Origin of the sequence: Pseudoalteromonas shioyasakiensis (assembly GCF_022398475.1) — a bacterium.
Classification (GTDB): Bacteria; Pseudomonadota; Gammaproteobacteria; order Enterobacterales; family Alteromonadaceae; genus Pseudoalteromonas.
In genome coordinates, this window is the sequence record NZ_JAKEVM010000115.1 from 1 (window position 1) to 13395 (window position 13395).

Consider the following 13395-nt stretch of genomic DNA (forward strand, 5'->3'; position numbering starts at 1 on the left):
AGTTAATATAACACTTGCTTAACTAAAGTATATACTACTCAAGTAACTAATTATTTAATTTGTTGTTTTTATTAAAAAGTATCTACATGGAATAGATGAGCCACATTTGATGAAATCAGGAGCTGCCAATGTTTAACGACAAATTATTTACCAAAAAATTACGCTCTGTGAGCTATATTTTAGTTGCGGATGATGATCTCGATGATCAAGAGCTTATCCGAGATGCCCTTGTTGAAAACAATGTCGATGAAAATAAAATTCAATTTGTTGATGACGGCATGCAATTACTTGAGTCGCTCGATAAAAACAAAATTTTACCTAGCCTTATTTTATTAGACCTAAACATGCCACGAAAGGGTGGAAAAGAAGCGCTAGTTGAACTAAAAAAATCGGAGCTTTACCGCCATATTCCCATCATAATTTTTACGACTTCTGATTCAGAAGTTGATATTAAGCAATGTTACAGCTTAGGTACTAACGCCTTTATGACCAAGCCTTCTAGCTATTATGATTTAGTTGATTCAATGAAAATGCTAACTCAATATTGGCTTGTTCAAGCTAGGATAGTCTTAGACTAAGGCGAAATATTTAGCCTTACCTGCTCAAGTCAGCACTGCTTGCCAACTCTTTTATCAGCTTCCTTACAACGGCAAACAAATCACTCGGTAACATACCTCTTTCGCCCTCACGCTCTGCGGCAATATCACCAGCTTTTGCATGTAAGGTTACGCCTAAGCAAGCTGCTTGCTGAGGAGTAAGCCCCTGTGCGATCAGGGCCGCTATGATGCCTGTTAAAACATCGCCACTGCCGCCAACCGCAAGTGCAGGGTTACCATCGGTACACACCCATGTTTGGTTAGTGTCAGCAATTAAACTGCCAGCACCTTTGAGTACACAAGTAGTGGTATAGCTACGTGCGAGCTGCTTTACTGCATGAAAGCGATTTTCTTCAATATCGCTAGCACGACAATTAAGTAACCTTGCAGCCTCACCGGGGTGTGGTGTGATAACGGTATTAGCTAATGGGAATGACGAAGCATGCTGAGCCATTAAATTAAGTGCATCAGCATCAATAACCAAAGGCTTATTATTAGTAAAGCAATACTGCATGACTGCTTCAAAGGTTGTTTCCGACCAAGTGTCTTGACCAAGCCCTGGGCCAATAGCAATACAGGTTGCCCACTCAAGAGCGCTAATCAGATTTGTATCTGTCACCATTAATTCTGGCCGGCCAATACTTACTGGTAGAATAGAGCTACTATGGGTATACACTTTGACCATACCCGCACCGCTGCGAAGCGCTGCCTCTGCAGTTAAACGAATAGCGCCTGCAGTGCCGGCATTACCACCAACACACAGCAATTTACCATGGCTGGTTTTATGGCTGTTGTTATCGCGCTCAGGAAGCCTAGCTTGGCTCTGATAATTGATAAGCTCAGCCGTGGGTGATGTCTGTTTTAAAAAGGCATCTTCAATACCTAAATCATTAAACTCTAATGTCCCTGCATGCGCTCTACCTTGGCCTGTCACTAAGCCTTGTTTAATCCCCACAAAAGTCACAGTAAGCGCGGCTTTTATTGCAACTCCTTGTACCACACCTGTGTCGGCATGTATGCCTGAGGGTAGGTCAATAGCAACTATCGGCACTTGGCTCTCGTTGGCAGTTTTAATCAGCTGTGAAAAAGGCTCGCGCACTTTGCTTTGAATTCCCGTGCCAAGCAGGCCATCAATAATGATATCTGCTTGCTCAATAACACTGGCATCAGCGGTTATTGCCCCTCCGGCGTCAAGCCAAGCTTGCTGAGCACTGAGCGCATCGCCTTTGAGCGGTTTATCAGATATTGCTGCAATAACCGTAACCTGTTTGCCCGCTTGTTTAGCTAAGCGAGCAACAACATAACCATCACCGGCATTGTTACCAACGCCCGCTAACACTACGAATGTACTTGCTTTAGGAAAATAGCTGATAGCTTGCTGATAAGTCGCCAGCCCTGCTCGCTCCATAAGCTCATACAAGGTTACGCCAGAGCGCTTAGCTGCGGGTCCTTCATGGTCACGAACTTGCTCTGCTAAAAATACTGACTGCGAGAGAACAACTGACATATCTATCCTTAAATTGGCCTTTTAATCAGCATATAAGTACAGATGAGTGCAGTCAATGAGGCATAAAAAAACGGCGCGTAACTTACATTACGCGCCGTTTCTTTAAAGCTATAGTGACTTACTCAGTGTCTGGTAAGTTGCGACCGTAGAAGATTTCTTGCATCTCGCGGGTCAGCTTAGAGTAGATGGCTTCTTCTTCTTCTTCCGAAAGATCTGCTGTAGAAACACCGAATAGGTAAGTATTCAAGTCAGTTTCTTTTAACATCATCTTCGTGTGGAATAAGTTCTCTTGATACACGTTCACGTCCATCATTTGGTACGCTTCTTTGGTATCTTCAGTCATGTAGTTCTGAATTGAGTTAATTGCATGATCGATATAGTGTTTAACACCATCAACGTCACGAGTAAAACCACGTACGCGATAGTCAATTGTTACAACATCAGACTCAAGGCTGTGAATTAAGAAGTTTAACGCTTTTAATGGCGAAATAATGCCACACGTTGATACTTCGATATCAGCACGGAACGTACAAATACCATCATCCGGGTGTGCTTCTGGGTATGTGTGAACACAGATGTGGCTCTTGTCTAAGTGCGCTACCACTGTTTCAGGAAGAGGACCCGGCGCTTCATCAACGTCATACGTTGTTTGTTGCTCAATTGGCTCTTCAGAGATCAAGATTGTTACGCTGGCGCCTTGCGGATCATAATCTTGGCGAGAAACATTTAGAATGTTTGCGCCAATAATATCCACAACTTCACCTAAAATATCGGTAAGGCGATCAGCACTGTACTGTTCGTCGATATATTCAATATATTCTTTACGCTGTTGTTCCGTCTTTGCGTAACAAATATCGTAAATACTAAAACTTAAGCTCTTAGTTAAGTTATTAAAGCCATGAAGCTTAATTTTATCGAAGGGTTTATTCATGCTAAACCAACCTTAAAACGAGTGAAACCTGCACCAGCAGAAATAAAAGTTCGCGGATTTTATACGAATTTCCTGCTCGGAAAAAGCGTTATTTTACCTGTTCTTGCACAACTTCATGACTATGCGTAATTTCTACTGTCTTATCAAGCATTAAGGCTACAGAACAATACTTTTCAGCAGATAATTGTACCGCTCTTGCAAGGTGCTTTTCAGAGACATTATCACCGGTAACCACAAAGTGTAGATTAATCTTGGTAAACACGCGAGGTGCTGACTCAGCACGCTCTGCAGATAGCTTAACTTGCACATCAGAAAATGACTGTTTTGCTTTTTTTAAAATACTAACAACATCAACAGATGAACAACAGCCCGCTGACATTAAAACCATTTCCATTGGGCTTGGCGCAGCGCTATCGCTACCTGCATCAAAAACTACATTGTGACCTGAATTTGAAAGGCCAATAAACGTATCGCCTTCTACCCATTTTACATTCGCTTGCATGTGCTTTATCTCTTAAAGTTATTTTGCTTGATTGTAAGCAAGTCACACACAGATGCAAGGGATAAGAGGTGAGCTTTAAAGGAAAGCGAGTTGCTAACTTTGAGCTGCTCGCTTAAAGACTAGAAATTGTGTTGTGCTTTATAAGTTAGGCACTTTCGACAACAGCACTATCGAATAAGTTTTTTACTAATCCAGCAAACTCATCAATAAACGCGTGTTGTTCTACGGTTACTGTGTGATTTGTAACGCTGCTCAGCACTTCTTGTAAGTCATATACGATACCGTCGACTTCGCGAACAATTTGGCTGCGTTGTTCAGTATTAAGCTCTGTGTGTTGCTCGCAAAGTAACATGACATTTTCTGCTATCACGTCTTCAATAAGCTCTAACACTGTTGGAGCTCCTGGTTTAATTTGACCCGGCTTCTCAAAAAGCGCTAAATTTTGAGTGAGATACATGACAAGATCATCGTATCCTTGCCTATCTAAAACCATACGACTGCACACCTAATAAAAAACTATCTCTTTAGATTTAAGCAGAAAGCGCTTTTAATTGCTACCTTTGCCAAGCATCTCATACAAAAAAAGCAGCCGAAGCTGCTTTTTATAATGATTTACGATTATTAATCGATTTTTAAGCCTGGGCTTAATGTCGCTGGCATTGCTACTTTTTCAAGCTCAACCGAAGCGACTGGGTATGCACAATAGTCAGCAGCATAATATGCGCTTGCTCTGTGGTTACCTGATGCACCAATACCACCAAATGGTGCTGCACTTGATGCACCTGTGATAGGACGGTTCCAGTTTACGATACCTGCGCGAATACGACGTAAGAAATGGTCGTAATCAGCTGCGCTGTCGCTTAATAAACCAGCTGATAAACCAAAGCTTGTGTCATTCGCTTTATCAATAGCGGCATCAAAATCAGTGAAGCGGAATACTTTAAGAAGTGGTCCAAAGTGCTCTTCGTCTGGGAAGTTAGCGACATTTGTACACTCTAAAATACCCGGTGTTACAAAGCCGGTATTTTCTTTGTGCGTTAGCTCAACTAACACTTCAGCGCCAAGCTCAACAAGCTGCTGTTGTGCTGTGACCATACCTGCTGCTGCTGCTGAAGAAATCATTGACCCAATGAAAGGTTGCTCTTCTGCGTCGTAGTCACCGACTTTAATAGCTTTAGTTGCTTTAATAAGACCCGCTAAGATGGCATCACCTTGCTCGCCTACAGGTAAGAATAACTTGCGCGCACACGTACAACGTTGACCTGTAGAGATAAACGCTGATTGAATAATATCGTGAATAGCCGCTTTAGTATCAGCAACATCAGTAACGATAAGCGGGTTATTACCACCCATTTCTAAGGCTAAGATTTTACCCGGCTGACCAGCAAACTGTTCATGTAAAATATGACCAGTGCGCGAAGAGCCAGTAAAGAATAAACCGTCGATCCCTTTATGAGATGCAAGCGCTTTACCCGTTTCTACTTCACCTTGCACAAGGTTGATTACACCTGCAGGGAGACCCGCCTTTTGCCATAACTTTAACGTTAACTCAGCAACTGCTGGCGTTAGCTCAGACGGTTTAAATACCACGGTATTACCTGCTAATAATGCAGGTACAATGTGACCATTTGGTAAGTGACCAGGGAAGTTATAAGGGCCAAACACAGCTACAACACCATGAGGCTTGTGGCGGATCATCGCACGACCTTGTGGCATTGGGTTTTCAACATCGCCTGTACGCTCTAAAAATGCTTTTTCAGAGATAGCAATTTTACCCACCATCGCACCTGCTTCAGTGCGTGTTTCCCAAAGTGGTTTACCTGTTTCTTGTGCGATAGCAATCGCTAGTTCTTCGCTGTGCTCTTTAAGCGTTTCTGCGAATGTTTTTACAATCGCTAAACGCTCTGCAAATGTTTTATCAGCCCAGCTGTAAAACGCTTCACGTGCAGCAGCGACTGCGCCGTCTACTTGTTCAGCTGTAGCAGTGTTTGCTTGCCAGATTACATCGTTATTTGCTGGGTTTACAGATTGAAAAGTATGACCAAGGCCTGCTTGCCATTGACCATTAATAAATTGCGCTGCATGAGTCATTAATATGTCTCCTGAATTCTATAGTTCTGCAAGTGATACTGAATCACCCGCTTCTAAGTGAAGTGCTTTTGCTAGTTCACTTGAGATTGTGATGCTATCGGCATCGCATGATAGGCTAACTTGAGTCACGGTTGCTCTAAAGTCAGCAATTTTATCATTTGCTAACAATACCGTGGTGTCGCCTTGGCTTTCACCAATTTCAACTTTAACTGTGTGGGCATTTCTGACTGTAGCAATGTTATCTACTTTTGCTTCAACAGTTGGGCCTGCATCAAAAATGTCTACATAACCATTAAAGGTAAAACCTTCGCTCTTTAATAGTTCAATCGCAGGACGTGTGTTGTCATGTACTTGACCAATCACAGCTTGTGCATCTTTGCTCAGTAAGTTGACGTAAATTGGGTATTTAGGCATTAACTCAGCAATAAATACTTTCTGGCCAATACCCGTTAAGTAATCTGCCGTTGGAAAGTCCATTGAGAAAAAGTGCTCTTCTAGCCATTGCCAGAATGGGCTTTCGCCGCTTTCGTCTGACACACCACGCATTTCAGCAATGACGGTGTCAGCAAAACGTTCTCTATGTTGATTAATAAACATAAAACGCGCTTTTGAAAGCAATTTACCGTTATTATTTTTACGGTAGCCATCTTTTAAGAATAATGTACATAGCTCAGTTGCACCGGTGTAATCATTACACAGAGTTAAAATATCAACGGCTTTATACACGTCTAGCGTACGAGAAGAATGAATTACTTTGCTTAAATGATAATGATAAAAAGCATCATCTAAACCAACAGCGGCTTCAATACCCGAAGTCCCTACAACTTCACCCGTTTCGCTATCTTCAAGAACAAACAAGTAACCTTCATCACCTGGCTGCTGTGCTGCTTTTGCAAATGAGCTGACAGAATGATCAATTTTCTTTTGTAATAACTCTTCATTATTAGGCAAAGACGTAAAGCCATGGCCTGACTCAACAGCAATCTTTACTAACGCTTGGTAATCGCTTTGCTGGATTGGGCGAAGGATCATCATAAGTCCGCTTGCTCCCTTATAAATAACGGTAAATTAAGAAATGTGGGCAAGCTTAACTTGCCCTGAAATGACAGTTTCGTTTAGCCGTTAACGACTTTTGCAACTGCTTTTTCGAAGCGAGCCATACCTTCGCGGATATCAGCTTCTGGAATTACAAGTGACGGAGTGAAACGAACAACATCAGCGCCAGCAACTAAAGACATAACGCCTTCTGCTGTACCAGCCACTAAAAACTCTTTTGCACGACCTTTGAATTGCTCTGTTACTACAGCACCAATTAATAGACCTTCGCCACGGATTTCAGTGAATACATTGTACTTTTCGTTAATCGCAGTTAATAACTCGCGGAATAACGCTGACTTTTCTTTAACACCGTTAAGTACGTCAGGAGTATTTACTGTGTCGAATGCAGCTTCTGCTACTGCACACGCAAGAGGGTTACCACCGTAAGTAGAACCATGAGTACCTACTTTTAAGTGCTTAGCAATATCAGTTGTGGTGATCATTGCACCGATAGGGAAACCACCACCTAACGCTTTTGCAGTCGTTAAGATATCAGGAGTTACATTTAAACCTTGATAAGCATAAAGCTCACCCGTACGGCCAACACCTGTTTGTACTTCATCAAAGATTAGTAGTGCATTATGCTTAGTACATAACTCACGAACACCTTCAACAAACTCAGCAGTTGGAGAAATGATACCGCCTTCACCTTGCAGAGGCTCCATCATTACTGCACATGTGCTGTCTGAGATAAGCGCTTCAAATGCAGCTAAATCGTTGTAGTCACAGTGAACGATATCACCAGGTTTAGGACCAAAACCATCAGAGTATGCAGCTTGACCGCCTACTGTTACTGTGAAGAAGGTACGGCCGTGGAAACCTTTGTTGAATGAGATAATTTGTGACTTTTGCTCACCAAAGTTATCAAGTGCAAAACGGCGTGCAAGTTTAAGTGCCGCTTCGTTAGCTTCTGCACCAGAGTTAGCAAAATATACTTTTTCAGCGAACGTTGCGTCAGTTAGCTTTTTAGCTAAGCGAAGCGCTGGCTCATTAGTCATTACATTTGATAAGTGCCAAATTTTTTCGCCTTGCTCTTTTAATGCACTTACAAGAGCTGGGTGACAATGGCCAAGACAGTTAACAGCAATACCACCAGCAAAATCGATAAATTCGCGACCTTCTTGGTCCCATACGCGAGAGCCTTCGCCTCGAACTGGAATAACACTTGATGGTGCATAGTTAGGAACCATTACTTGATCAAATAATTCGCGATTGACTGTCATTTTATATCCTCATAATTGTAAGCACACTCAGAGTAAGGTGGCGCTCTAAAGCTAAACTAAGCCATTTTACTTAGCCGATTGAGCTTAGCGCAAAATCACCAAAATTACTCTTTGGTTCAATTTTCATTCATCCATTATTCCAGAAAATTTTCGTCCTGTCTCTTAGAAAACTTTCATGTAGCCCTTGAAAATAAAGGGCTTGAGATATTTTTTCATGGATAGTGAATAACTATTTGAAGGCTATTTTTTACTCTAAATACTATAAAAAGGCTTACGGCTAGTGAGCCAAGCAGAGGCTAAAGAGAAAAAATTTGTCACTGCGGATTGATAAACAATGAATGAATAGTCGCAAAAAAATTAACAATTTTTTTAATTAATTTGAATATGAAAGCGATCAAAATTGCATTTTGCTAGCTGATCAAGCTCTTCTTTAGTGAAATCGAAGTGTGCAAACCAACGTTCGGTTTCGTCATTTTCGACTAGTTGATGCTCATTTAAACTTAAATACTGAGCGTAACAACGTGCTTTTAAAATCACCTTGGTAAGCGGCAAATACTCATCGTTTTTAGCTAAAGGTGTAGTTAACTGCTGCATTACCGCATTAAATGGCAAATACCTAAAAGCCATTTTCTCAATTACGGTGGCTGTTACCTTCATCGACTGCTTATTTAGCAAGGTGCTTAAAAATAAAGGATCCGGTTTTAGCTCTAATAAAGCTGTGTGTAGATCTTTCTTTTGCTCATCACGGGCTTTAGTTACTTGGCGCTGCCAAACTAACTCAAAAATACGAAGGTATATACGGACTAGCGCTATCTTACCCACGTCGAGTAGCATACCTAAGGTAAACGCGTGCACCTCATTTACACCATTTAATTTAGCAAGTTCTTGAGCAGCAATGGCACACGCCATTGAGTTATCACGAAGTCGACGCTTTAGTAGTGGAAATGGCTCTGTACTGTGTGGCATCCAATGACGTACCGCAAAGGTTGGCACGACAAACTTTAAATTATCTAAACCAATGTAGCGTAGCGCTAACAGTGGGTTATCGACTTGAACTGAAGTGTGTTTATTACGTTGTTTTCGATAGAAAGGTAAATTCACAAACGCAACAAGCTCACGACCTAACCAACTCAAATCTTTAACTAACGGCTCTAGTCGACCTACTGAGGCCGAGCGCACAGCTAAAATATCTAAAATAGCAGGTACGCTATCTTGAATCCCTATAGTTTCATGAATTACTGAATCAATGTCTTCAAGCTGCTTGTGCATGGCAGCCTCAATCACTTGGTGTAATTGCTTGCTCGCCTGTGCACGGTATTTATGGTGAGCTGTACTGCTCTTTTGACGTTTTTTCTCAGCAGCAACTTCTACTTCTAATAGAGTTCGCTGTTCCATTGATTCGCCATAATCAATTTCGAGGGTGTGAATATAGCCAATTTGACGCTGTGCAAAACTGTGACCAAGCAAAAGATCGTGCGCGCGCTCATTAAGCACCATCGCAGTCCTTTGTTGTCGGTTTTCTTCGGTCATTTGCACAGGCGTATTGTCGGTCATATTTGTTAATTCACTAGCCTAAGGTTAGAAGCGAGTTAAAAAGTTAGCAAGTAATTCAAGCCCTTGTTGGGTCAAAATTGCTTCGGGGTGAAATTGCACTCCTTCAAGTGCTAAATCATTATGCATGATCCCCATAATTTCATCAAAATCAGAATTTTGTTCTGTCCATGCGGTAATAGTGAAGTCACTAGGCAGGCTTTGTTTATCCACCACTAAAGAATGGTACCGGCATACCGTTAGTGGATTTGCCAAACCGTTAAACACACCTTGATTGGTATGCTTAACTAACGAGGTTTTACCATGCATCACTTGCTTTGCACGAATAACATCAGCACCTAGAGCCTGAGCAATAGTTTGGTGACCTAAGCAAATACCAAGAATTGGCAACTGACCTTTTAATTGTTCAACCACTTGCAAAGAAATACCCGCTTCGTTTGGTGAACATGGCCCAGGCGATAGTACGATGTGCTCTGGGTTAAGTTGTTTAATCTCAGCAATGCTGATCTCATCGTTTCGTTTAACTAATACATCTTGATCTAAGCGCTGAAAATATTGCACTAGGTTGTATGTAAACGAATCATAATTGTCGATCATTAACAGCATTGCGTGTAACCCAAAATTACTCAGTCAAAATAATGAAGGCGCATTTTACCCCAAGCGTTCATAAATGTCGGCAAAAAATGGGGTATTACTCAGCGATTAAATGCGCTGTAAGGTCAGCCCTTTCTTGCTCATTAAGTTTTTGCGAACATTTATTTGCAAAGTCGTAACGTACTAGTACGGTTTTACCAACGGCACAGCAGTTATCTTGCTGCCAAGCCTCTTGACGCAGTACAAATGAACTAGAGCCGATGTGCTCAACACTGGTTTTCACTGTGACATCGTGACCATAAAACAACTCACCCACAAAGCTTACTTCAACCTTAGCAATGATCAGTTTCCACTCATAAGGGTTTAAATCGGGCGTAAAAAACCTGAAAATAGGCGCTCGGGCGGCTTCAAACCATACAGGGAGTACGGTATTGTTGATGTGCCCTAGCACATCTGTTTCGCTAAAGCGTGGTGTGATAGTTTCAGTAAACATAGTAACCCTATAAAAAATATAAACTAAAGGTAGCTCATGACGGACTTTATTCGCGTATACGAAAACGCCCTCAGCAAAGAATTTTGCGACAACTTTATCACGGTATTTGAACAAAGCCCGCATTTAAAACAAGGCATTACCTCAGGCGGAGTAGATTTAGCGAAAAAAGACAGCCGCGACTTATACCTTAATAACCACCCCGAATACGCTGAGCAACTAAAGCATATTCAACAAACGACTGCGGGTTACGTCTTCAAATACCTTGAAGAGCATATTTTTATGATGATTGGTGCCTTTGGTTTAAAGGTTTACCATCCGCAAACGGGCAAACCTGTTGACTTAACACAGGATAACTTTGAAGAAGTCGGCAAACCACAATTGCCATTACTCGTGCAGCAAATTTTCCGCATGGGTCCAATTCAAGCACAGAAATACGATATCAATAAAGGTGGTTACCCTTATTGGCATAGCGAGGTGTACCCGCAAGCTGGCCACAACGAAGCTCTGCACCGCGTGCTGTTATTTATGTTTTATTTAAATGATGTAGAAGAAGGTGGCGAAACAGAGTTTTACTATCAACAACGAAAAATATCGCCTAAACAAGGTTCTATGGTCGTAGCACCGGGCTATTTTACCCACACGCACCGTGGTAATAAGCCAATTTCAAATGATAAGTATATTTTAACCTCGTGGGTCTTATTCAACCGCGCGGAACAAATTTATGGACAACCACAGTCCTAATGCTAATAAAAAGCAGCCCACTCGGGCTGCTTAAAACTTATAGCTTATAGCTTAATTAAAGCTCAGCTTTAATCTGCTAGTAATTGATCAAATAAATCAAAAACCTTATCAAGCTCTTCAATTGTGTTGTAATGCATACAACCAATGCGTACTACACCACCGGTTTCTAATACACCTAGCTGCTTACATAAGCCTTGAGCGTAGAAGTTACCGTCCCACACACAAATATGTTGCTTACCTAAAAATTCAGACACAACACGTGGCTCGATGCCTTCAAAAGTTAAAGCAAAAGTCGGTGTGCGATAAGCTATACGCTCTAGATCAGCAATACCAAATAACTTGATACGTGGGTAATCTGCTAAACGCGTTAAGAAATGCTTACTTAATGCCATTTCGTGTTGTTTAGTCATAGCAAATGCAGCCGCGAGTTTTTCTCGACGTGAATGACTATCATCAAGTTCACTAATTGCAGCAATGTAATCAACAGCTGCAATTAAGCCAGCTAGCGCTTCAAAGCTTTGTGTACCCGTTTCCCAGCGACCTGGCGCAACATCTTTTGCAGGTTCAACTTTATATGGTGTGAAACCTTCAAGATGCTCACGTTTGCCATAGACAATACCAAGGTGAGGACCAAAGAACTTATATGCAGAGCAGGCTAAGAAGTCACAATCAAGTGCTTGTACATCTACAAGCTCATGAGGTGCGTAATGAACGGCATCAACATACACTAGCGCACCAACAGCATGTGCAAGCTCAACGATGCGTTTAATGTCATTAATTGAACCTGTCGTGTTTGATGCATACGTCACTGCAACAAGCTTTGTTTTGCTAGATAAAAGGCTTTCAAAATGTGCCATATCTAGGCTGCAATCAGCTTCGTTGATAAGGGTAGTTTTTACTGTCGCGCCTTTATCTTCAGCAGCTTGCTGCCAAGATGATACGTTTGAGAAGTGATCTGCATTGGTGACAATAATTTCATCATCAGCAGTCCAATCACGCGAGATGGCACGGCTAAAGCTAAACGTTAAGCTTGTCATGTTTGCACCAAACACGATTTGCTCTTTAGATGGCGCATTTAATAAATCGGCTGCAGCTTGGCGAGCATTTGCCATTAACTCTACCGTTTTATCACTTGAGAAAAATGCGCCGCCTAAGTTTGAGTTGAAGTAACCCAAATATGCACTCATAGCGCTTAGAACTGACTGTGGTACTTGCGAGCCACCTGGACCATCAAGGAAAATCGGTGACTGACCAGCAACTTGTTGCATAAGTGCAGGGAACTGGCGACGTAATTGCGTTAAGTTCATGGTTTACCCTTACGCAGTTAGTACGAAGCAATCAAGGTAACCTTCTTTGCTTGCGTCTAATTTATTCATTGGTGTAGCGTTGTGCCATACTTCACGGTCATTAATCAGTGCGAACATGCCGTCTTTAATTTCCATTTTGAAACATGGTTCTGCCTGCTGGTGTTCATAAACAAGCAACTCACCACCCTCTAGGTTTTCGTGTGATACACCACACACACATACGTGATCAAAACCATCTTGGTGAACACCTTCTGGCGCAGCGGGTGTGTCACTGTCGATCGCAAGCATTCTGAATTGGTGAATTTCAATATCGCGATCATCGCTGATACCCGTCATATCACGGAACTGATTAACGATTTGCTTCATGCCATCAGTCGCTAATAAGCTATCTTCTAGATTTTCATAGGTGCGCTCAACATTACCTTGGAATGTATTGATTGAGTCATCTTGCACGAATGCTTTTGTTGGTTGTAGTTTTAACTCACCATCAACAACTTTAATTACTGAATAACGACGCTTACGAAATTCACCATCTGCGTATGGGTTAGCAGGTAGGTTAGCAAAAGAAGGCTTAACTGCGTCAATGTGCGCTTGGCTTACAAAACGAAGTTGTAGAAGGTTCTGGTTGTTTAATGTAGTCATTTCGATCTCGCCTTAATACGTTGAGAATATTGGCGAGGATTTTAATTCAATTAGTAGGGAATATTTGCGTTTTTATGTAAACCAGTAAGGTTTATTGGATAATTTTAAGATCGTTATAC

At 41.7% G+C, this 13395-nt stretch carries 14 protein-coding genes; 2 read left to right on the forward strand and 12 right to left on the reverse strand.

Annotation, left to right across the window (positions count from 1 at the left end; genetic code table 11):
• Positions 1-128: 128 nt before the first annotated feature.
• Positions 129-578: a response regulator gene (locus tag L1D51_RS16480; protein WP_055198951.1), complete on the forward strand. Its 450-nt coding sequence runs from the start codon at positions 129-131 to the stop codon at positions 576-578.
• A 16-nt stretch (positions 579-594) separates the two neighbouring features.
• On the opposite strand, the gene L1D51_RS16485 is transcribed toward L1D51_RS16480, so the two are convergent.
• From L1D51_RS16485 to L1D51_RS16530, 10 genes are all read right to left on the reverse strand, one after another.
• Entirely contained in the window at positions 595-2103 is a 1509-nt protein-coding gene (locus L1D51_RS16485) for an NAD(P)H-hydrate dehydratase (RefSeq protein ID WP_239964213.1), read from the reverse strand.
• Positions 2104-2221: 118 nt separating this feature from the next.
• On the reverse strand, positions 2222-3034 hold the full coding sequence (gene speD / locus L1D51_RS16490) for an adenosylmethionine decarboxylase (RefSeq protein ID WP_054563482.1): 813 nt from the start codon (positions 3032-3034) through the stop codon (positions 2222-2224).
• 88 nt (positions 3035-3122) lie between these two features.
• On the reverse strand, positions 3123-3536 hold the full coding sequence (locus L1D51_RS16495; protein WP_055020887.1) for an OsmC family protein: 414 nt from the start codon (positions 3534-3536) through the stop codon (positions 3123-3125).
• A 145-nt stretch (positions 3537-3681) separates the two neighbouring features.
• A complete protein-coding gene (locus tag L1D51_RS16500; protein WP_054563480.1) occupies positions 3682-4029 on the reverse strand; it encodes a DUF3802 family protein in 348 nt (115 codons plus the stop codon).
• Between the two features lie 128 nt (positions 4030-4157).
• Positions 4158-5627, reverse strand: coding sequence for a succinylglutamate-semialdehyde dehydrogenase (gene astD / locus L1D51_RS16505; protein ID WP_239964214.1), 1470 nt, complete (start codon positions 5625-5627; stop codon positions 4158-4160).
• 18 nt (positions 5628-5645) lie between these two features.
• Positions 5646-6662, reverse strand: coding sequence for an arginine N-succinyltransferase (gene astA / locus L1D51_RS16510; protein ID WP_055198948.1), 1017 nt, complete (start codon positions 6660-6662; stop codon positions 5646-5648).
• A gap of 80 nt (positions 6663-6742) precedes the next feature.
• Positions 6743-7948, reverse strand: a complete 1206-nt coding sequence (locus L1D51_RS16515) for an aspartate aminotransferase family protein (RefSeq protein WP_054563477.1) — start codon at positions 7946-7948, stop codon at positions 6743-6745.
• Positions 7949-8317: 369 nt separating this feature from the next.
• Positions 8318-9478 carry an HDOD domain-containing protein gene (locus L1D51_RS16520; RefSeq protein ID WP_058584015.1) on the reverse strand — a complete coding sequence of 387 codons (1161 nt, stop codon included), beginning with the start codon at positions 9476-9478 and terminating at the stop codon, positions 8318-8320.
• A 48-nt stretch (positions 9479-9526) separates the two neighbouring features.
• Positions 9527-10105: an anthranilate synthase component II gene (locus tag L1D51_RS16525; protein WP_054552416.1), complete on the reverse strand. Its 579-nt coding sequence runs from the start codon at positions 10103-10105 to the stop codon at positions 9527-9529.
• A gap of 85 nt (positions 10106-10190) precedes the next feature.
• Positions 10191-10586, reverse strand: a complete 396-nt coding sequence (locus L1D51_RS16530) for an acyl-CoA thioesterase (RefSeq protein ID WP_054563476.1) — start codon at positions 10584-10586, stop codon at positions 10191-10193.
• A 36-nt stretch (positions 10587-10622) separates the two neighbouring features.
• Between L1D51_RS16530 and L1D51_RS16535 the strand changes: the two genes are divergently transcribed.
• Positions 10623-11327, forward strand: a complete 705-nt coding sequence (locus L1D51_RS16535; RefSeq protein ID WP_054563475.1) for a 2OG-Fe(II) oxygenase — start codon at positions 10623-10625, stop codon at positions 11325-11327.
• Between the two features lie 68 nt (positions 11328-11395).
• On the opposite strand, the gene L1D51_RS16540 is transcribed toward L1D51_RS16535, so the two are convergent.
• Positions 11396-12634, reverse strand: coding sequence for a cysteine desulfurase-like protein (locus tag L1D51_RS16540; RefSeq protein ID WP_239964216.1), 1239 nt, complete (start codon positions 12632-12634; stop codon positions 11396-11398).
• Between the two features lie 9 nt (positions 12635-12643).
• Positions 12644-13276, reverse strand: a complete 633-nt coding sequence (locus tag L1D51_RS16545) for a 2OG-Fe dioxygenase family protein (protein WP_054563473.1) — start codon at positions 13274-13276, stop codon at positions 12644-12646.
• Positions 13277-13395 lie beyond the last annotated feature (119 nt).